This window comes from Oxalobacter aliiformigenes, from assembly GCF_027116575.1.
Classification (GTDB): domain Bacteria; phylum Pseudomonadota; class Gammaproteobacteria; order Burkholderiales; family Burkholderiaceae_D; genus Oxalobacter; species Oxalobacter aliiformigenes.
Genome location: NZ_CP098252.1, coordinates 2,123,898 through 2,144,730 on the forward strand (window position 1 = coordinate 2,123,898; position 20,833 = coordinate 2,144,730).

Genomic DNA, 20,833 nt, shown 5'->3' on the forward strand with positions numbered 1-20,833 from the left:
AACAAAACTGAAAATTGTTTGAACTTCTTGGGTTATCTAGCAATCTCCAATATGTCAGAATAGCTGTAACGCATTAATAGAAGTAAATCGAATCTATAATGTGATTGTCATGTTATTGTTATTTCGAAGTTAGAAAAAATGCATGCGCAGCCTGCTGCGGATATCTCAACTAAGAGGATAAATATGAATAAATTGCTTAAAGTTATTTTCGCTGCATCCGCAGTTGTTGCAGCCTCTGCTTCGGCACAGACGATGACCGAATACATGGCCAAAAAGCCATACAGCGGTTATCTTCAGACCCAGCGTGATGTCATCGTCCGTAGCGGTACCGGCCTTTGCTGGCATACCGGATACTGGACTCCGGCTGATGCCGTTCCTGGTTGCGATGGTCCTCTGACCCAGCCAGCAGCACCGGCTCCAGTTGCTGTAGCACCTGTTCCAACCGCTGAAAAAGTAACTTATGCAGCTGATGCATTCTTCGATTTCGACAAAGCGATTGTCAAACCTGAAGGTAAAGCAAAACTGGATGAACTGGTCAATGCCTTAAGCGGTCTGGATACTGAAGTCATCGTTGCTGTTGGTCACACTGACTGGATCGGTACCGACAAATACAATCAGAAACTGTCCGAACGTCGTGCCAATGCCGTCAAGGCTTATCTGGTATCCAAGGGTGTTCCTGCCGAAAAAATCTTCACTGAAGGCAAAGGCAAAAAACAACCTATCGCTTCCAACAAGACAAGAGAAGGTCGTGCCAAGAACCGTCGTGTTGAAGTTGAAGTGGTTGCAAACCGCGGTGCAAGATCCTGATTGGATAAAATCGAGTACAAAAACCCCGCTAATGCGGGGTTTTTTGTTTTCTGACGTTATAATCGAAACTCATCGTTTCTTCACACGGGATATGAATCAGGATCAATCCGAATTAAACAAATTCAACGCTGTTTCAGACAGCTGGTGGGATCCATACGGACACTTTCGGCCATTGCATGATCTTAATCCGGTCCGGCTCGGGTGGATTGCCGCTCATGTTTCGCTGGAAAACAAAAACATACTGGACATCGGCTGCGGTGGAGGAATACTAAGCGAGTCTCTCGCTCGTGAGAAAGCGACTGTCACAGGAATCGATCTGGCTGAAAATGCCCTTCAAACAGCAAGAAAACACTGTCATCATTCGGGATTTCCGATCCGTTACATCGCCATATCCGCCGAGGATCTGGCAAAAAAAGAAGCTGGAAAATACGACATTGTGACGTGTATGGAACTGCTTGAACATGTTCCCGATCCCTGTTCAATCGTCAAAGCCTGCTCAAAACTGATAAAACCAAGCGGACATGTTTTCTTCGCCACGTTAAACCGCAATCTGAAATCACTATTCTATGCCATTATCGGCGCCGAATACATCATGCGACTGCTTCCAAAAGGAACACATCGTTATGAAAAATTCATCACACCTGCTGAATTATCCCGCTATGTCCGGTCAACAGGTATGATTGTGACAGACATAACAGGCGTTACGTGCGATTTCAGGGCCAAGAAATTCAACCTGAATCACAATACCCAGGTAAATTACATGCTTGCCTGCACAAAACCAGAATAAAACGATTTCAACAGAAACCATGAACGAGTCATTATCACTGAGAAAACCGAAATGTATACTATTCGACCTGGATGGCACTCTGGCAGATTCCGCACCGGATCTGGCCGCAGCGATCAACTTTGTCAGGAATGAGCGGGGGCTTCCGGCCGTTCCATATGAACAGCTCAGACCAGTCGCATCAGCAGGCGCTCCCGGACTTGTCAATGCGGCTTTTCATCTCACGCCGGAAAACGAACAATACCATTCTATCCGTGAACGGTTCCTTTTCCATTACGCAACCAACATCGCCAATAAAACCTCGCTTTTTCCGGGAATCCCCGAATTACTGGAACAATTGCGTCACCTCAAAATCGGCTGGGGAATCGTCACAAACAAAGCAAGCCGATTGACATTACCACTCATTGAGAAAATCGGGCTTAACGATGCTGACTGCATCATATCCGGAGATACGGCACCACGTCCGAAACCCTACCCTGACCCGCTACTCGAAGCGACGAAACGGCTTCGAATCCGGCCTGAAGAATGCTGGTTTGTCGGAGATGACCTGAGAGACATTCAGGCAGGAAAAGCGGCAAGAACCGGAACGATTGCCGCCCAATGGGGCTACTGTACCCGTCCACACGACTGGAATGCCGATTATATTGCAGAAAACCCCGGGCATATCCTGAGGCTGGTTCACTCTGTATCAGCAAAATAACCGGAATTCACAAATGAAAAAGGCCGGCAATATGCCGGCCTTTTTCACGACACACGGATCATAAACCGGCAGCTTTGCGCAGTACTTCCGCCTTGTCTGTCTTTTCCCACGTAAATTCGGGTTCATCTCGACCGAAATGACCATATGCAGCCGTTTTGCTATAACGCGGATGAAGCAGATCGAGCATCTGGACAATTCCCTTCGGCCTCAGATCGAAATGTTCATTGACCAACGCCGCGATTTTTTCATCGGCAATCACACCGGTACCTTCCGTATTGATTGTGATATTGATCGGTTTGGCCACGCCAATAGCATAGCTGACCTGAATCTGGCATTTGCTTGCCAGACCGGCAGCAACAATATTTTTGGCGACATATCGTGCCGCATAGGCTGCCGAACGGTCAACCTTGCTGGGGTCCTTCCCGGAAAAGGCTCCACCCCCATGCGGACAGGCTCCGCCATAAGTATCCACAATGATTTTACGGCCGGTCAGCCCACAATCTCCCTGCGGGCCACCAATGACGAAACGTCCTGTCGGATTGACCAGATAGCGGGTGCCCTTGAGCCACTCCATCGGCATAACCGGCTTGATGATCTCCTCAATAACCGCTTCCTCAATCTGTCTATGTTCGATTTCAGGAGCATGCTGGGTCGATAACACAATCGTTTCCGCACTGACCGGCTTGCCATCGACATAGCGCAATGTCACCTGCGACTTGGCATCCGGACGCAGCCAGGGAATCCGACCATCCTTGCGAAGCTGGGACTGGCGTTCAACCAGACGATGTGCATAGTAAATAGCGGCAGGCATCAGTTCGGGTGTTTCATCACAGGCATAACCGAACATCAGCCCCTGATCACCGGCCCCCTGATCCAGATCAAGCCCGCGACCTTCATCGACGCCCTGTGCGATATCGGGAGACTGTTTGTCATATCCGACGAGAACAGCGCAACCACGATGATCAATTCCATAATCGTTATTGTCATAACCGATCCGTTTGATCGTATCGCGTGCAACAGAAATATAGTCAATATTGGCAGTCGTCGTGATTTCTCCAGCCAGAACCACCAGACCGGTATTACAAAGCGTTTCCGCCGCGACACGTGCAGAGGGATCCTGTTCCAGAATCGCGTCCAAAATCGCATCGGAAATCTGATCGGCAACCTTGTCGGGATGCCCTTCAGACACCGATTCCGAAGTAAAAAGATAATCTTTTGCCATAAAAAAATAGACTCCTGTAAGGCCAATTGCGTCCGCAGCCAGTCAGAAGCCTGCGACGCTTTAGCGAAATTTATAGACCGCTTCGCAAGTTGTCCGTTAACTCAGCGGCAGCATTATTCTACGCCTAATTTGCCAGTTATCAAGAATCATTCCCGATTAAATTACTCGGAAATAGTCTTGAGCTGTTTTTTTTTGGGAAAACAGCACCCAAATCCCGGATCAGCCGGAACAGCACCCTCTTTTCCGAATGCAATTTAGTGAAAGGTTATCGACATTACGATATCATGACACCTTTCAGATTGAACGGGCCTGTGCCGGCCCCATTATAATTACTACGCTGACTTATCCAGATATGCCCGAAAATCCTCTTTCAAAAGCTGCCTCGTACCAAAAAAGGAACACCAAATGAGGTTCTTTCTGTTCATCTTATGGCTACTGCACTGGCTGCCTTTGCCTGTGCTTGGTCGTCTCGGGAAATGTCTGGGAACAGTCTGCTATTACATGATGAAAAACCGGCGGCATATTGCCCTGACCAATCTCCGGCTTTGCTTTCCAGACATACCGGAAAAAGAACGCAGAAAAATTGCCCGGGAACACTTTCAGGGATACGGCCGCAGTATTTTAGAACGGGGGATTCTCTGGTGGGCCCCGGTGGAGAGAATCAAAAAACTCATTCATGTCGAACCCGCCGTCCCTTTCGATGACACACAGGCTGGCCCGGTCATTTTTCTGTGTCCCCATTTCGTCTGTCTTGAAATGCCAGGTGCCATCATCACGATGGGTTCCCCCGGCTGTTCAATCTATACCCAGCAGAAAAACCGCATTTTCGATGAAATGCTACGCAAGGGGCGAATGCGTTTCCATGACACGGTTCTCCTTTTCTCCCGTAGCCAGGGAATCAAACCGATTATTCGCGCATTGCACAAGAATATCCCGTTTCTGATGTTACCCGATATGGATTTCGGTTCCAGAGACGCGGAGTTCGTTCCTTTTTTCGGCCAGCCGGCCGCAACTCTGGTTGCTCCGTCACGTCTTGCAGCGGCAACCCATGCAAAGGTTATCCCCGTTGTCGCGACCTTTCTGCCTGACTATCGGGGATGGAAAGTCAAATTTTATCCGGCATGGGAAAATTTTCCCGACAAGGACAACTGGACCTCTGCAAAACGTATGAACGAATTCATTGAACAGTGCATTCTGGAAACACCCTCCGAATATCTCTGGACACACAGGCGATTCAAAACACGTCCGGAAGGTTATCCGAAAGTCTATCCCGACAAAGAATGATTTTTCCCAAAGATTCAGATATCACACCAGAAACATCGGCAATTTCCACTGACATGATTTGCACAATAACATATCATTTAACAAACGTCTCAAACGGTTGATACCCATTCATGAAACTGAAATTCACAAAAATGCACGGCGCGGGAAACGACTTTGTCGTGTTCAACGGTTGCGATCAGGACATCAACCTTACAACGGCACAATTCCGGTTTATAGCTGACAGACGTTTCGGAATCGGAGCAGACCAGATTCTCATTGTCGAAAAAACCGAAAAAGCAGGCATCGATTTCCGTTACAGAATATTCAATGCGGATGGCGGTGAAGTGGAACAATGCGGAAATGGCGCACGAGCCTTTGCCAGATATGTTACCGACTTCAAAATGACAAGCCATAACCCGATCAGGGTTGAAACAAAAGCCGGCATTATCGAATTATTCATTGAGAATAACGGCACAGTTACTGTCAACATGGGCAAACCCGAATTTGCCCTCGCCAGAATTCCGTTCGACGCCAATGGCCTGAAAGGGACCCCGACAGGCGACGATATAGTCTGGCCTCTTCTCCTGGACAACGAATCCGTTTCTCAGGAAATCGACATTTCTGTCGTATCCATGGGAAACCCCCATGCGGTTCAGGTTGTCCGAAATATCGACGAGGCGCCTGTTATTTTGCAAGGCCCTCTTATCGAAAATCACAAACGTTTCCCGAACCGGGTCAACGCCGGTTTCATGGAAATCGAAAACCGTCACTCGATCAGACTCCGCGTTTTCGAAAGAGGTGCAGGTGAAACACTGGCATGCGGAACAGGGGCATGCGCCGCTGCCGTTGCCGGAATACGCCGGGGTCTTCTCGATTCTCCTGTAACAGTCAAGGCCCGTGGCGGCATACTTGAAATTGCATGGAATGGTTATGGACATGACGTCATGATGACGGGACCTGCCGTTATCGTTTTTAATGGTGAAATTGACTTGTGAGGCATTATGAAAATCGATCCGGAAATCTTTCGTGTACTGGCTGATACCGATATCCGTCTGAAAGACTGTCCCACTCTCATCAAGCCATATTACAGGACAAAAAAAGAATACCGGCAAATGCTCGAAGAGGATACAAAAGAACTGAGCGAGCTGCAAAGTGTCCTGAACGCTTCAGGCCAATATGCACTTCTGATTATCTTTCAGGCAATGGATGCTGCCGGGAAAGACGGCGCCATCAAGCATGTCATGTCAGGTGTAAATCCGCAAGGTTGTCGCGTCTACAGTTTCAAACAACCCACGGAAAAAGAACTGAAACATGATTTTCTGTGGCGAGCCGTATGTCAATTGCCGGAACGTGGAGAAATCGGAATATTCAACCGTTCCTATTATGAAGATGTCCTGGTCGTGAAAGTTCATCCGGAGATTCTCGACAGGCAGAACCTGCCCGACATGAAAGCGGGAACCGATCTGTGGGAAGACCGTTACCGGTCCATACGCGAACTCGAGGCCCATCTTCATCGTAACGGTACCCGGATCATCAAATTCTTCCTGCATGTATCAAAAGAAGAACAACGCAAACGTTTACTGGAACGTATTGATATTCCGGACAAGAACTGGAAACTCAGCCTCGCCGATTTCGAAGAAAGAAAATACTGGGACGAATACATGGATGCTTTCGAAAAATGTCTGCTGGCGACCACGACAGACAATTGTCCCTGGTATTTTGTTCCCGCAGACGACAAGAACAATGCCCGACTGATTATCTCATCAGTCATTCTCAAAACCCTGAAAGACCTGAAATTGTCCTATCCCCACGCAACCAAAAAGCATTATCATCAGCTGGAAATGCTCAGAAAAAAACTGGAAGAATAGGACGACAAACCCGCCCGTTTTCTGGCAAGCAAGAGACTGGCGGGTTTTGCATCTGGACAGTCAAACCACCTGCCTCTTTCATGAACTACAGGTTCAGTCATTCTGTATCGCCTTTATCCTTTTCAGCGACCACGTTCCCTTTTTCCGCAAATCATGTCCCATACATGGGATTCTGAATAAAAAATTCATGCTGTCCGGAAATATTTCTGCCCCACGAAACATTTCCGGACGAAAACCAAACAATAAACCAATAAGATATTGTTTATAAATATATTTTTCATATTCCGCCAGACAGTCAAATGGTTTTTCACCATTTACACACCCCCTTTTCATTGCAAAAACAACAACAAAATTGAGTTCCAGAACCGGGACGTGCCCTGCAGAAATTTCAAAGTCATGTTTTAATGTCAAACAATGCAATGAACGCATTAAAAATACAGTTCATCAAACACTTTTCCGTATTACCGACACCCTCGGCAATATCAGAACAGTGTGGACAAAATCTGAATCACTCATCAAGGAGAGCAATATGTCATCACTGATCAACGCACAAATCAAACCATTCAAGGCAGAGGCATATCACAATGGCCAATTTGTCACAGTAACGGACAATGACCTGAAAGGGAAATGGGCGGTTGTATTTTTCTATCCAGCTGACTTTACTTTCGTCTGCCCGACAGAACTGGGTGATCTGGCTGACCATTATGAAGAATTCAAAAAGATGGGAGTCGAAATCTATTCTGTTTCCACCGATACCCATTTCGTCCACAAGGCATGGCATGATGCATCCGATACCATCAAGAAAATCCAGTTTCCGATGGTAGGTGACCCGACAGGCAGAATCAGCCGTGACTTTAACGTCATGATCGAAGAAGAAGGCGTTGCCTTGCGCGGAACCTTTGTCATCAATCCGGAAGGACAGATCAAGCTGTGCGAAATCCATGACCTGGGTATTGGCCGTTCCGCCAAGGAACTGATCCGCAAAGTCCAGGCTGCACAATATGTTGCAACACACAAAGGACAGGTATGCCCGGCTTCCTGGCAACCAGGCAGTGAAACTTTGGCGCCTTCCCTGGATCTGGTCGGCAAGATCTGATCCTTTCGCCTGACCGGGTTCCCGTGAATTGTTTCCGGGAACCTGTTTTCCATGAAGCGGTGGATTATCCATCGATTCAGTTTTCACGGCTATCTCAACCGGACAGAGAAACATGCTCGACAATCAAGTAAAAGAACAACTCAGGAACTATCTCGCCAAACTGGTCAATCCGATTGAGATAGTCGCCTCAATCAACGATACCGAAAAATCCCGTGAAATGACAGCACTCCTGCAAGACATTGCGGAGCTGTCTTCCAAAATCACTCTGACAGAACAGGCAAACGAAGACAAAAGATCCCCCTCATTTTCAGTAAACCGCCCGGACGGAAACGTCCACATCCGCTTTGCCGGTCTCCCCATGGGCCACGAATTCACCTCACTCGTACTGGCACTGCTCCAAACCGGTGGATATCCGCCAAAAGTGGAACCTGACGTCATCGAGCAGATCCGAAATCTCGAAGGAACCTATCAGTTCGAAACCTATATTTCGCTCAGCTGCCAGAACTGCCCCGAAGTCGTTCAGGCCCTCAATCTGATGGCCGTAATCAATCCGAACATTTCCCACGTCATGATCGACGGAGCGATTTTCCAGGACGAAGTCAACGACCGTCATATCATGGCCGTGCCGACCATTTACCTCAATGGCAAGGAGTTCGGCCAAGGGCGTATGAACATCAAGGAAATCCTGGCCAAAGTCGATACCGGCAGTTCCAAACGGGAAGCGGAAAAAATATCTGCCAAGGCGCCCTTCGATGTTCTGGTTATCGGAGGCGGTTCGGCTGCTGTCACATCGGCGATCTATGCGGCAAGAAAGGGAATCCGTACCGGCCTGATCACTGAAAATTTCGGTGGACAGATTCTGAATACGACAGACATCGAAAACATCATTGCCATCAAGAAAATCGAAGGAACTCATCTCGCTGCCGTCTATGAAGATAACGTCAGAAATCATGACATTGACGTCATGATGCCCCATCGTGCGACCAATCTGGTTCCCGGCGAACTGATTGAGGTCCAGCTGGAAAACGGCGCTTCGGTCAAAAGCAGAACCGTCATTGTCGCAACTGGCGCCAGCTGGCGAAAAATGCAGGTTCCGGGAGAGGAAAAATATATCGGCCGGGGTATCGCTTTCTGTCCACACTGTGATGGCCCGCTCTATAAAAACAAGAAAATTGCCGTCATTGGCGGAGGCAATTCGGCCGTCGAGGCAGCGATTGATTTGGCAACCATTGCAGAACATGTCTCGGTTCTGGTCCGTGGAACAAAATTGACAGCGGATACCGTATTGCAGGACAAGCTGTTTTCCCTGAAGAATGTCACATTGATCACTCAGGCAAAAACAGTTGAGGTAACGGGAGACGGACAAAAAGTGAATGGACTCGTATACCAAGACCTCTCCACTTCTTCAAACCGTACTTTGCCGGTCGCCGGTATTTTCGTCCAGATCGGACAGGTTCCCACTACCGAATGGCTGAAAGAAACACCTGTCAAGCTGAATGAAAAGAATGAAATCGAAGTCGATGTTTACAACAGGACATCCGTACCCGGTATTTTCGCTGCAGGAGATGTGACATCTTCACCTTACAAGCAAATCGTCATCGCCATGGGGGATGGGGCAAAAGCATCCTTAAGTGCATTCGATTACCTGATCCGTCACTGATCAATTGTCGTTTTGCCAGGGCCGTTATTGAATAACGGCCTTTTTTATTGGTATTGTTATAAAGTTGCGCAAGACAGGCGACATCCATTTTTATCACGGAAACCTATGCAAATCGAAGAAAAAATCACCAAAGCCGCCGAACTCATCCTGCAGGCTGACGGACTGCTGATTGCGGCCGGAGCCGGTATGGGAGTCGATTCGGGACTTCCCGACTTCCGGGGAAACGAAGGGCTATGGCGTGCTTATCCCGAACTCGGCAAACATCGCATCTCATTTGTCGAAATTGCCAATCCGAATGCTTTCTCCGACAATGCCCGTCTGGCATGGGGTTTTTACGGACACCGGCTGAAACGCTACCGGGAAACACAACCTCATGAAGGTTTCCGGATTCTGAAAGAAATCGCTGAAAAACGGGTTCATGGCGCTTTTATTTTCACAAGCAACGTGGATGGACAGTTTCAGAAAGCAGGATTCGATGACTCCCGCATTGCAGAATGCCACGGTTCCATCCACCACTTGCAGTGCACGATACCTTGTTCTGCCTCGATCTGGACGAGTGAAGGATTATCCGTTGAAATCGATGAAGAAAACTGCCGCCTTCTCTCGAACTTCCCGCTATGTCCGGAATGTCATGGACTGTCACGCCCCAACATTTTGATGTTCAATGATTGGGGCTGGATATCCAACCGGACCGAAATGCAAATGGAACGTTTGAACAAATGGTATCGCAAAACCAGCCGGCTGGTGGTTATCGAAATCGGCGCCGGTGTGCATGTTCCGACGGTCCGGCGTGCCAGCGAATCATTTAACGTTCCCATCATCAGAATCAATCCGGATTACCCTGAAGTCCCCAAATCAACGGACATCGGATTGGCGCTTGGCGCGACTGATGCCCTCCGATCCATCAAAAACCGGATTGAACTCATCGCATAACCCGACATTCAACGCAAGAACCACTCAAATGACTTCGCCAAAAACATTCGCGGAAAACCTCTGGAACGATGTCGTTCAAGTCAGGGCAAAAACGCCACTGATCCACAACATCACCAATCTCGTCGTGATGAGCTACAACGCCAACGTCCTGCTGGCTCTGGGTGCAGCACCGGTTATGGCCCATGCACGGGAAGAAGTGGCTGAAATGGCATCCATCGCCAATGCTCTGGTTCTCAATATCGGAACATTGCAACCTGAATGGATCGAATCCATGAAACTGGCGGCATACGCCGCTCATACCCGCCATATTCCTGTCGTACTGGATCCGGTCGGCGCAGGAGCGACGACCTACCGGAACGAAGTCATTCATGAACTCCTGCTTTATGCAAAACCGGATATCATCCGCGGAAATGCCTCGGAAATCATGAGCGTAGCCGGAACGGCAGCGCCAACCCGCGGGGTTGAAAGTACACAGCCTTCCGGCAATGCCATTCATGCCGCACGCAAACTGGCCAAAGACATAAAAGGAACGGTTTGCGTTTCAGGAGCGACAGACCACATCTTCGACAGTACCGGACGAAAAGCCAGCCTTGATAACGGACATATCTGGATGACAAGAATTACCGGAGCCGGTTGCTCGGCCAGCGCCATGATAGGCGCATTCGCGGCCATCCAGCCTGATTACTGGCAAGCAGTGACAGCCGCGATGGCTTATATGGGTATTGCAGGAGAACTGGCCGCCGAAACGGTCATATCACAGAATCTGGGTGTCGGCTCCATGCAAACAGCATTGCTCGACAAATTGCAGTTAATGGACAAAAACGAGTTCCTGACCAGACTGAAAATATCATCAAACGCATAAATTCCGGAAACCCGGCGGTATTTTCCCGCATCAGGAAAGAGCCGCCATACGTGCAAGCGCTTTCTGCCGCTTCAGTTCAGCCCGCCGGGCACGCTGGATTTCCGCTTCTTTCCGACTCAAAAGACAACCGCACCATTTCTGACGATACAGCCCCAATTCCTTTGAAAGATTGATCCCGTCATACCAGTATGGCCTGAAATCCCGGTACAGAAATAATATCCCGGTTTCCCGTGCAACTTGCTTTGCCGCCAGACAAATCGCCTCATGATGCTGGTATCTCGAATACAGCAGACTGGTCGTAAAAAACCGGAAACCCCGTTTCCTCGCTTCCTGAGCCGTCGGCAACAGGCGTTGCCGATAACAGATCGTACAGCGTTCTCCTTCCATAGTGATTCCATTCAACTCCCTGATCCACCCGGCAGGCTTTTGCGCTTCACCGGCAAAAACAATCGGATATCCCAACTTGTCGGCAGCAAGCTGTGCAGATGCCCTGCGCAGGTCGTATTCTTCTTCCGGATGAATATTGGGATTGAAAAAGAAAGCGGTGACATCAAATCCCTCATTCCGCAAATGCACAACCGGCATCAATGAACAGGGGCCACAACATATATGAAGAAAAACGGAAGTCGCATTCATTTCTGCTCAAACTCTCTTGAACCTGTCATTCCACACGGACATGATAACTCAGTATGGATTGCCCATTTGCAGGGACTCTGATATTCCAGACTGCCATCATACCATCCCGGACATGAGGATAATTTTCCTGCAAAACCCGCCAGTCCCCCGGAATCGGTTCCCGGATCTGAACGGTCACACTTTTGTTTTTCGCATTTTTCAACACGATTTCATAAGCGCTTTCATATTTTCTGGTCGCCGGATCCTTCGATGGCAACAATTCAAAGCGGGTCTGTTTCCTTGACCCCGTCACGTCAAAAGACTCTCCGATTTTCAGGTTGACCGTACCATCAACGGGTGTATGAGACATCCGGTTTTCCCCAAGAAACTGCTGGTCGCCACGATCGTCCGTCTGGTAGAAACGAATGGTACCGCCAGGCAAAGGAACACCCAGCCCGTCACCAGCGATATTCCTGAATGCGATTTCCATGTCCACAGGCAACCTGCCACCGGCATTCGACAAGCGGTTCCGGTAATAATAGCTTGCACCATTCATCACCCACTTCCTGACAATCCTGACATCATCTGAATTCAGAAGTGCATATTGTCTCGTCTGATCATTCGATAACGTTATCCGGTAAGGAAGAGTATACAAATGATAATCGGCAAAAGATTCCTGCGATGCTTCATTACTGACCGGCATGGCATCCAGTTTGGCGGATCGGGCAGCCGCGGCCATCAATACCGGTCTGGCCATCGCGACATTCGGATTGCCTGCTATCAGCTGGACTTTCGCTTCCCGGTATTCCGTGCCACTGTTATTGCTGACAACGGCCCAGCCCGACACATTCATCCTGTTTTCTTTTTCATTCAGCCGGGCAATATAATGGGCACTCCAGCTGATCCCGTTCGTCAAATAGTCCAGTTCGAGCCGACGGCCTCCGCCATTCTTACTGGTCATCCCGACAGTCAATACCGGTTTGCCATGTAATCCTTCAGGAATCCGGTCAAAAACAATCCGTCCGGGAACATCGGTCTCGATCCGGTCTCCGATCTTGAGAACAATTCCGTTCCGGGCAGACAGTATCTGTGCAGGTTCTTCTGTTTCGGTACCGGTAACCGTGTTGGTTCTGACCACGCGAACCATTTTGCCCACATAATGGTCCAGCAATGTTTGTTTCGATAACAGATTGTTATCGAAACAAATCTGATCGACAGTGATTTTTCCGGAAGAAAGATTCTTCAACATGACCGTTTCAGGCTGTATCCGCTCGCTGATATCCCCAAACCGGACATTCACATCGCCGTTTTGCAGGGGCAATTGCCTGACATCCCTGACCATAGCCAGATCACGTTCGTAAATCGTTAAGGACATCTGTTTCTGGTCGGCTTTTCCGGTCTGCACAACTGGTGCAGCCAGAACAGATGCCGCAACGAAAACAAGAGAAAACAGCAAAGAATGCCTGAATGTCATCATATACAGGTTCTCCATAAGACCATCTGTAAAAACCGGAACAGCAAATATCCTGATCCGGCACATTCATCAGTTTGCATCACCAGTAACTGGTGTACAGTTTTTTTACGTTTGAATACAAAACCATCCGGAAATTCCGGACGGTCCCGGTTCCGCCGGTATAAAAAAACAGGACAATTCAACTTGTCCTGTTTTCCGGAAACACGATGAATTCAAATGACGGCCAAAGCCTGATCAAGATCGGCGATCAGGTCTTCCGAATGCTCCAGACCGACCGACAAACGGATCATATCTTCACTGACCCCTGCTTTTTTCAGTTCTTCGGCACTCAGCTGGCGATGTGTCGTTGATGCGGAATGTGTTGCAAGAGAGCGGGCATCGCCGATATTGACCAACCGGGTAAACAGTTTGAAGGCATCCAGAACCTTGGCCCCCGCTTCACGGGCACTCATGCTACCGGATGGTTTCACACCAAAAGACAGCAAACTGGGCGCCTTGCCATTCATGTATTTCTGAAGCAATGCGTGATCGCGATGATCGGGCAATGCCGCACAGTTCACCCAGGAAACTTTCGGATGATCGTTCAGGAACCGGGCAATCGCCAGCGCATTCTCACACGTTCTGTCCATACGCAACGGCAGCGTTTCGATTCCTTGCAGAATCAGGAAAGCATTCATCGGTGAAAGCGCTCCTCCCATATTGCGCAAGGGAACGACTCTGGCCCTTGCGATGTAAGCGGCATCACCGAATACATCGGTATAAACGACACCATGATAGGAAACATCCGGCTCGCTCAACCGGTTGAATTTTTTCCTGTTTTCTTTCCAGGGAAACTTGCCGCTATCGACAATCGCCCCGGCAAGACTGTTTCCATGACCGTTCATCGATTTCGTCAATGCATGCACGACGATATCGGCCCCCCATTCAAAAGGACGGCACAAATAAGGGGTCGGAACCGTATTGTCCACAATCAGTGGAATACCATGAGCATGTGCAATATTGGCCAGCTTTTCGATATCCGTCACATTGCCAAGCGGATTGCCTACCGACTCACAGAAAATAGCCTTGGTCCTGTCGTCAATACGGGCGGAAAAATCATCTTCCAGAAGCGGATTGGCAAAACGGACTTCAATGCCATATTGCGGAAACGTATGGGCAAAGAGATTGTAACTTCCGCCATAAAGAGTGCTTGACGCGACGATATTGTCGCCGACTTCCGCCAGAGTCTGGATAGCGTATGTCACGGCTGTCATGCCGGATGCCAGCGCCAGAGCGCCGACTCCACCTTCCAGCGCGGCAACCCGCTTCTCCAGAACATCATTGGTCGGATTCATGATCCGTGTATAAATATTGCCCGGCACCTTCAGATCGAAAAGATCGGCACCGTGCTGGGCATTATCGAAAGCGTAGGCAACCGTCTGATAAATAGGGACAGCGACAGATTTGGTCACGGGATCAGGCGAATAACCGGCATGGATGGCAAGAGTTTCAAATTTCATGGCATTTAATAGAACAAAATTGATATAAACAACTCACATTGTACAGACTGGCCCGCGAACTGGTGAAAAAATCAGATCAGTCTGCGGGGATGGGAATAGACTGTATGGCCGTTTTTACGCACGAATCCGGCAAGGGTCACATTCGTTTCATCGGCAATCTTGATCGCCAACGCGGTCGGAGCCGAAACCGCGGCCAATATTCCGATTTTTGCCGAGGCACACTTCTGTACCATCTCGTAACTGGCACGACTGGTGACAAGTACGGCCCCCTTTTCACGATCGCTCCGGTTGACGGTCAATGCACCGATCAGTTTGTCAAGCGCATTATGCCGCCCGACATCCTCCCGAATACATGACACATGACCGTTCCCGTCCAGCCATGCCGCTGCATGTGTCGCGCCGGTCGCCTGCTTCAGAACCTGCATCTTTTCCATCTGGTCAAATCCTGAATGAAGCGTTTCGACAGAAAATATCTGACTGCTTGTAACAGGCGCAGGAATCCTGACCGCCTGTGACAGGGAATCGGTACCGCAAAGGCCGCATCCCGTCCGGCCGGCCAGATTCCGCCGTCTTTCCTTGAGATACAGGAATCGCTCACTTGAAATATCCAGCTCGATCCGGATACCGTTTTCAGCCTCGACAATCTCGCAGGCGTACATCTCCTCCGGAGAAGCCAGAATGCCTTCTGTCAGCGAAAACCCCAGGGCAAAATCTTCCAGATCGGCAGGGGTAGCCAACATAACGACATGGGAAATGCCATTATAGACAAGAGCCACAGGCACTTCTTCAGCGACTTTGTCAAAACAATCATGGCTTTCTCCCTTTTCAAACCGCCTGACAGGCCATATCGAAGATCCGAAATATTTATCCATATCCGCTTCTCATGGCAACAGGGCGACCACAACGGCGGATTCATCAACGGATGCATTGATCTGATCGCCCGTTTCGATCTTCTTTTCGGAAAGTGCGAATCCGACCAGTTGCAACCCCGGCAGCAGTTCAATCGTGATTTCGTCCTCCCTGTCACCCTTTGATACCCGTGTAACCGTCCCCTGAAACTGATTGGCGACAGAAAGTTCCGAAGAATTGGCTTCTTCGAAAACCTTGACTGCCGTTGCCTTGCACATTGCGAGAACAGCCATGCCCGGTTTCAACGCCAGAAGTTCGGCACTGGTACGAGTGATCCGTGCTATCAGTACGGACATGTTCTCATGCACTTGCAGACAAACCCTGACGATCTGCCCGCTCATTTTCAGTCCCTTGACCCGGCAAGGCAGATAATTGCGCATACTCGTTCTGATGGAAAGCCTGGAAAAGCGGGCATCAATCGTATCGGCCTTTTCCTGCTGAAACCGGCTCAATACTTCCTGCCGGTTTTTTTCCAGGACACCGGCAATCTCGAGCAGACGCAATCCGTCTGCCGTCAGCTTCGCCCCACCTCCACCGATACCTCCGACACTTTTTTCCACAAGCGAGACTCCCGTCAGATTGGTCAGGGTATCGATCGCCTGCCAGGCCGCCTTGTAACTGATCCCGGCCTCACGGGCTGCCTGTGAAATGGAGCCGGTCTCGGCAATTTTTCGCAGCACTTCAATCCGTTTATCGGCAGTACCATGTGCAAATGCATTGGCAAGAGAAACTGAATCGCTCATTTTTTCCGTCAACGTTTCAAGAAAAATCAAAAATTTGAACAATTTTAAAATTGTTCTGCTAAAATTCGCTATTCCAATAATGAATAACGAGGTTTCATCATGTTCAATAAAATCCGTCTGTCCAAATTGCTGTTTGGACTTGTGATGCTGGGTGCTTGCGCACTTGCCGCGGCAGAAACCGTTCATGTGGCCGTAGCCGCAAATTTCGTCGAACCGCTCAAAAACATTTCCGAACAATTCGAAAAATCCACTGGGCATAAAGTCTTGATCACCAGTGGTTCGACAGGAAAGATTTATGCGCAAATCAAAAACGGCGCCCCATACGACCTGTTCCTTGCCGCCGATGCGAAAACACCGGCAAAACTGGAACAGGAAAACGCTATTGTACCGAAAAGCCGCTTTACTTACGCCATCGGCAAACTGGCATTATGGTCTGCCAAACCGGATTACGTCGATAACCGGGGCGACATCCTGAAAAAACAGCCTTTCAGCCACATTGCGATCGCATCTCCCAAACTGGCACCGTACGGTCTTGCCGCCATGCAGACACTGGAAAAAATGGGACTCGACAAAACCCTGCAACCCAAAATCGTACAAGGCGAAAATATCGGACAAACCCACCAGTTCATCGCTTCCGGAAATGCCGAACTCGGCTTTGTCGCACTCTCCCAGATTTACAAGGACGGCAAAGTGAAAAACGGTTCTGCATGGATCGTCGATACCAGGGATTATGAACCTATCCGCCAGGATGCCGTCATGCTCCCCAAAGCCAAAGACAATGCAGCCGCTTCGGCATTGATGAAATATCTGAAATCCGATCCGGCTCACAAGGTCCTGCAATCCTACGGCTACGCCTACTGACGGAAAATGATCATGCCGGAAGTTGATCTGTCGGCCATCTGGCTGACCCTCAAGCTGGCCACGCTGACGACCGCCATCCTTCTTGTCATCGGGACACCGCTTGCCTGGAATCTTTCCCATACAAGAGGATGGTGGCGCGGCCCTGTCAATGCTGTCGTGGCATTACCTTTCGTATTGCCACCAACCGTACTGGGGTTCTATCTGCTGATCATGATGGGGCCGAACGGACCGATCGGACGATTTTTCGAATGGCTGGGGTTGCCTTCTCTGCCATTCAGTTTTTCAGGACTCCTTGTTGCCTCGGTCATTTACTCTCTGCCTTTCGTCGTCCAGCCGCTGCAAAATTCATTCGAGGCTATCGGAAAACAGCCGCTGGAAGCGGCAGCGACATTACGTGCCTCACCACTGGATACGTTTTTTCAGCGTGATACTTCCCATGGCAAAATCGGGATATCTCACGGCAATTGTCATGGGATTCGCCCATACTGTCGGGGAATTCGGCGTCGTATTGATGATCGGCGGCAATATTCCGGAAAAAACCCGCGTATTGTCCGTCTCGATTTACGATCACGTGGAAGCGCTTGAATACACACAGGCACACTGGTTGTCAGGTGGCATGCTGATATTCGCTTTCCTCGTGCTCCTTGCACTCTATCTTTTGAACCCGAACAAGCGCCGCTCATGAACAGTCTGTTTTTCAAGGGAAAAGTCAGCTACCCTGACTATGAGTTGAATTTTGACCTGTCGCTCCCCGGTTCCGGAATCACCGCTCTTTTCGGTGCATCCGGTGCAGGCAAATCGACACTTTTGCGCGCTGTTGCCGGGCTGGTAAAACCGGCCGACGGAATCATACGGGTCAAAGAGGAAACCTGGCAACACGACAACGAAAAAATATTCATTCCGACATACAAGCGTTCGCTTGGTTTTGTCTTTCAGGATGCCAGATTGTTTTCGCATCTGAACGTTACCGACAATCTTCTGTACGGCATGAAGCGCGTCAAAACCGCCAGAAAAAACATTTCACTGGAAAAGGCGATTGACCTGCTCGGTATCGGCCATTTGACGGACAGAATGCCCGATACACTTTCCGGTGGTGAAAAACAGCGTGTCAGCATTGCACGGGCATTGGCGACCGATCCTGAAATCATGCTGATGGACGAACCGCTTGCCGCACTCGACATGAAACGGAAATCGGAAATCCTTCCCTATCTCCAGCGACTGAATGACGAGCTCCATATTCCCATACTCTACGTCAGCCACGCACTGGATGAAGTCAGTGCACTTGCCGACCTTCTCGTCCTGCTGGAAAAAGGGAAAGTCGTCGCATCCGGCAAAACCGGTGAAATGCTGACCCGTCTCGATCTGCCTCTCGCTTTTTACGACACCGCCTCCGCAATCATCGATGGAAAGGTGATCGCCAAAGATCCTGAATTTTGCCTGAACACACTGTCTTTTTCAGGAGGGTTCATCCAACTGCCCGGAGAACGTTTCAAACCGGGACAGACCGTCCGTTTGCGTATCCAGGCAAGAGATGTCAGTCTGGCGACAGAGAAACCGGCAAACACCAGCATACTGAATATTCTCGAAACGACGATTGTCAACCTGTCAAACGATTCAGAGGGAGAAGTCATGGTCGAACTCGATGCAAAAGGCACACGTTTATTGTCGAGAATCACGAGCAAATCCGCCAGTCTCCTCAAACTGGTCAAAGGCAAGCCTATCTACGCCCAGGTAAAAGGAATCGCGGTAATCGAGTAACAAACCGGACAAGACCGACGTACTTTCGGACAGACACCGGAAATCGTCGTGCCCGGAAGGAAAATGAATATCCCGTTATAATGAATGAAACTGATTCTTATTCTGCGTTGACGTCATTTGGCGAAAATGACCCAAACCGATTGAAATGAATCAAATGACAGATAAATAACCGTTTCCCGATGGAGGTTACAATGAATGACAAAACAGGAATTCCGCAATATGAACTGCTGATCGACGGCAAATGGGTACCACCGGAAAGCGGAAAATATTCGACCATATTGAATCCCGCCACGGAAGAAGTCATCGCCCACGTCGCTGCTGGCAGTGAGAAGGACGTCGATATCGCGGCCAAAGCCGCCCGTACGGCCCTGAAGGTATGGAATGGTATCAGTGCGGCAGAGCGCGGAAGAATATTGAACCGGCTCGCCGACCTGCTGGAAAAAAATCAGGAAGAACTGATCGCACTGGAAAGCATGAATGCCGGCAAACCGATAGCCAGTGTCCGACGTCAGGATATGCCTGCCGCTATCGATACATTGCGTTACTATGCCGGATGGACAGACAAGATCATTGGCCAGGTCATTCCCGCCAGAACCGATGCCCTGACCTATACTGTCCGTGAACCGGTCGGTGTCGTCGGTGCCATTGTGCCCTGGAACTTCCCGATCATGATCGGTATCTGGAAGATCGCACCCGCTCTTGCCTGTGGCTGTACCCTGATCGTGAAACCGGCTGAACTGACGCCGATGACAGCCATTCGTATCGGGGAACTGGCACTGGAAGCCGGCATCCCTCCGGGCGTTCTGAATATCGTGACGGGCAAAGGCAGCGTTGTCGGCGATGCGATGGTCGCCCATCCTCACGTCGACAAGATCACCTTTACCGGCTCGCCGAAGGTCGGTCGCGGCATCATGCAGGGAGCTGCCGTCAATTTCAAGAAAATCACTCTGGAACTGGGTGGCAAATCCGCGAATATCATCTTCGACGATGCCGATCTGGACAGCGCGATCCGCGGATCGGCATCGGGCATTTTCTTCAATGCCGGACAGGTATGTTCCGCCGGTTCCCGGATTCTGGTCCACAAGAAAATCCATGACGAAGTCGTCGACCGGCTGATTGAACGTGCCAAGAAAATCAAGATCGGCGACACGGCTTCGAAAGACACCATCATGGGACCGCTGGTTTCCAGAAACCAGATGAACACCGTTATGGATTATATCGATATCGGCAAGAAAGAAGGCGCCTGTGTTGCCTATGGCGGCAATCGTGTCGGCGACAAGGGATTCTATGTCGCACCGACCATTTTCACCGATGTCAAACACGAAATGCGGATATCCCAGGAAGAAATTTTCGGCCCGGTCGCCAGCATTATTCCCTTCGAGGATGAAGAAGATGCCATCCGCATCGCCAACGGTACAGCCTTCAGTCTTGCAGCCGGTGTCTGGAGTGCCGATGTCACCCGTATTCACAAAGTGGCACAGGAACTGAAAGCCGGTACGGTCTGGATAAATACTTACGGATATACCGATGTCCGTCTGCCATGGGGCGGTACAGGCGAATCCGGTTTTGGACGTGAACACGGAGAAGCCGCACTCGAAAATTTTACCGAACCGAAAACCATCTGGCTGTCGCTTCTGAAACGCTAGCAAATCACCAGCCGTCACCCCAACGGCCGGCAACTGCTTCTCTCAAAAAAACCGAAGCCCTCTTGCGAGGGCTTCGGCCAACAAGCTGAATGGGGACCTGATCCCATTCAACAGGAGGGAAGGGCCGGGAAGG

20 protein-coding genes and 1 pseudogene are annotated in these 20,833 nt (G+C 49.7%); 14 read left to right on the forward strand and 7 right to left on the reverse strand.

Translation table 11 applies throughout. From position 1 onward, the window contains the following. Nucleotides 1–183 precede the first annotated feature (183 nt). The 3 genes from ompA to NB647_RS09705 all read left to right on the forward strand — a co-directional run bounded on the left by ompA (nucleotide 184) and on the right by NB647_RS09705 (nucleotide 2,291). Entirely contained in the window at nucleotides 184–807 is a 624-nt protein-coding gene (gene ompA, locus NB647_RS09695; RefSeq protein WP_269284806.1) for an outer membrane protein OmpA, read from the forward strand. A gap of 91 nt (nucleotides 808–898) precedes the next feature. Beyond that, a complete protein-coding gene (gene ubiG, locus NB647_RS09700; RefSeq protein WP_269283314.1) occupies nucleotides 899–1,594 on the forward strand; it encodes a bifunctional 2-polyprenyl-6-hydroxyphenol methylase/3-demethylubiquinol 3-O-methyltransferase UbiG in 696 nt (231 codons plus the stop codon). 19 nt (nucleotides 1,595–1,613) lie between these two features. Continuing rightward, the gene (locus NB647_RS09705) at nucleotides 1,614–2,291 is read left to right on the forward strand and encodes an HAD family hydrolase (protein ID WP_269283316.1); all 678 of its coding nucleotides are present in this window, start codon (nucleotides 1,614–1,616) and stop codon (nucleotides 2,289–2,291) included. Nucleotides 2,292–2,349: 58 nt separating this feature from the next. Here the strand turns inward: NB647_RS09705 and metK are convergent, their stop codons facing one another. Continuing rightward, nucleotides 2,350–3,513: a methionine adenosyltransferase gene (gene metK, locus NB647_RS09710; RefSeq protein WP_269283318.1), complete on the reverse strand. Its 1,164-nt coding sequence runs from the start codon at nucleotides 3,511–3,513 to the stop codon at nucleotides 2,350–2,352. A gap of 405 nt (nucleotides 3,514–3,918) precedes the next feature. On the opposite strand from metK, the gene NB647_RS09715 reads away from it, so the two are divergent. The 3 genes from NB647_RS09715 (at nucleotide 3,919) to NB647_RS09725 (ending at nucleotide 6,644) form a co-directional block, all read left to right on the forward strand. Then, on the forward strand, nucleotides 3,919–4,797 hold the full coding sequence (locus NB647_RS09715; protein WP_269283320.1) for a lysophospholipid acyltransferase family protein: 879 nt from the start codon (nucleotides 3,919–3,921) through the stop codon (nucleotides 4,795–4,797). Nucleotides 4,798–4,907: 110 nt separating this feature from the next. Then, nucleotides 4,908–5,771 carry a diaminopimelate epimerase gene (dapF, locus tag NB647_RS09720; protein WP_269283322.1) on the forward strand — a complete coding sequence of 288 codons (864 nt, stop codon included), beginning with the start codon at nucleotides 4,908–4,910 and terminating at the stop codon, nucleotides 5,769–5,771. 6 nt (nucleotides 5,772–5,777) lie between these two features. Further along, complete coding sequence (locus NB647_RS09725) at nucleotides 5,778–6,644, forward strand: ADP-polyphosphate phosphotransferase (RefSeq protein WP_269283324.1); 867 nt, start codon at nucleotides 5,778–5,780, stop codon at nucleotides 6,642–6,644. A 93-nt stretch (nucleotides 6,645–6,737) separates the two neighbouring features. Here the strand turns inward: NB647_RS09725 and NB647_RS09730 are convergent, their stop codons facing one another. Continuing rightward, nucleotides 6,738–7,073, reverse strand: a complete 336-nt coding sequence (locus tag NB647_RS09730) for a hypothetical protein (protein WP_269283327.1) — start codon at nucleotides 7,071–7,073, stop codon at nucleotides 6,738–6,740. A 100-nt stretch (nucleotides 7,074–7,173) separates the two neighbouring features. Between NB647_RS09730 and ahpC the strand changes: the two genes are divergently transcribed. The 4 genes from ahpC (at nucleotide 7,174) to thiM (ending at nucleotide 11,195) form a co-directional block, all read left to right on the forward strand. After that, on the forward strand, nucleotides 7,174–7,740 hold the full coding sequence (ahpC, locus tag NB647_RS09735; protein WP_269280509.1) for an alkyl hydroperoxide reductase subunit C: 567 nt from the start codon (nucleotides 7,174–7,176) through the stop codon (nucleotides 7,738–7,740). 112 nt (nucleotides 7,741–7,852) lie between these two features. Further along, the gene (ahpF, locus tag NB647_RS09740; protein WP_269283330.1) at nucleotides 7,853–9,400 is read left to right on the forward strand and encodes an alkyl hydroperoxide reductase subunit F; all 1,548 of its coding nucleotides are present in this window, start codon (nucleotides 7,853–7,855) and stop codon (nucleotides 9,398–9,400) included. A 105-nt stretch (nucleotides 9,401–9,505) separates the two neighbouring features. Next, nucleotides 9,506–10,333, forward strand: a complete 828-nt coding sequence (locus NB647_RS09745) for an SIR2 family NAD-dependent protein deacylase (RefSeq protein ID WP_269283332.1) — start codon at nucleotides 9,506–9,508, stop codon at nucleotides 10,331–10,333. 28 nt (nucleotides 10,334–10,361) lie between these two features. Beyond that, a complete protein-coding gene (thiM, locus tag NB647_RS09750; RefSeq protein ID WP_269283335.1) occupies nucleotides 10,362–11,195 on the forward strand; it encodes a hydroxyethylthiazole kinase in 834 nt (277 codons plus the stop codon). Between the two features lie 30 nt (nucleotides 11,196–11,225). Here the strand turns inward: thiM and NB647_RS09755 are convergent, their stop codons facing one another. From NB647_RS09755 to NB647_RS09775, 5 genes are all read right to left on the reverse strand, one after another. Next, nucleotides 11,226–11,831 (reverse strand): epoxyqueuosine reductase QueH, encoded by a 606-nt coding sequence (locus NB647_RS09755; protein ID WP_269283337.1) that lies wholly within the window; start codon nucleotides 11,829–11,831, stop codon nucleotides 11,226–11,228. 25 nt (nucleotides 11,832–11,856) lie between these two features. Next, nucleotides 11,857–13,287: a DUF4139 domain-containing protein gene (locus NB647_RS09760; protein WP_269283339.1), complete on the reverse strand. Its 1,431-nt coding sequence runs from the start codon at nucleotides 13,285–13,287 to the stop codon at nucleotides 11,857–11,859. 209 nt (nucleotides 13,288–13,496) lie between these two features. Then, nucleotides 13,497–14,783 carry an O-acetylhomoserine aminocarboxypropyltransferase/cysteine synthase family protein gene (locus NB647_RS09765; protein ID WP_269264405.1) on the reverse strand — a complete coding sequence of 429 codons (1,287 nt, stop codon included), beginning with the start codon at nucleotides 14,781–14,783 and terminating at the stop codon, nucleotides 13,497–13,499. Between the two features lie 71 nt (nucleotides 14,784–14,854). Then, complete coding sequence (gene fdhD, locus NB647_RS09770; RefSeq protein WP_269283341.1) at nucleotides 14,855–15,655, reverse strand: formate dehydrogenase accessory sulfurtransferase FdhD; 801 nt, start codon at nucleotides 15,653–15,655, stop codon at nucleotides 14,855–14,857. A gap of 9 nt (nucleotides 15,656–15,664) precedes the next feature. Further along, complete coding sequence (locus NB647_RS09775) at nucleotides 15,665–16,435, reverse strand: TOBE domain-containing protein (protein ID WP_269264407.1); 771 nt, start codon at nucleotides 16,433–16,435, stop codon at nucleotides 15,665–15,667. Nucleotides 16,436–16,534: 99 nt separating this feature from the next. Here NB647_RS09775 and modA point away from each other — a divergent pair, with 99 nt between their 5' ends. From modA to NB647_RS09795, 4 genes and pseudogenes are all read left to right on the forward strand, one after another. Further along, nucleotides 16,535–17,296 (forward strand): molybdate ABC transporter substrate-binding protein, encoded by a 762-nt coding sequence (gene modA, locus NB647_RS09780; protein ID WP_269283342.1) that lies wholly within the window; start codon nucleotides 16,535–16,537, stop codon nucleotides 17,294–17,296. A gap of 6 nt (nucleotides 17,297–17,302) precedes the next feature. Further along, nucleotides 17,303–17,981: pseudogene (gene modB, locus NB647_RS09785) on the forward strand (molybdate ABC transporter permease subunit). Next, nucleotides 17,978–19,054, forward strand: a complete 1,077-nt coding sequence (gene modC / locus NB647_RS09790; protein WP_269283345.1) for a molybdenum ABC transporter ATP-binding protein — start codon at nucleotides 17,978–17,980, stop codon at nucleotides 19,052–19,054. The pseudogene modB and the gene modC overlap by 4 nt, the downstream one beginning before the upstream one ends. A gap of 191 nt (nucleotides 19,055–19,245) precedes the next feature. Continuing rightward, complete coding sequence (locus NB647_RS09795) at nucleotides 19,246–20,700, forward strand: aldehyde dehydrogenase family protein (RefSeq protein WP_269283347.1); 1,455 nt, start codon at nucleotides 19,246–19,248, stop codon at nucleotides 20,698–20,700. The last annotated feature ends 133 nt before the right edge of the window (nucleotides 20,701–20,833 follow it).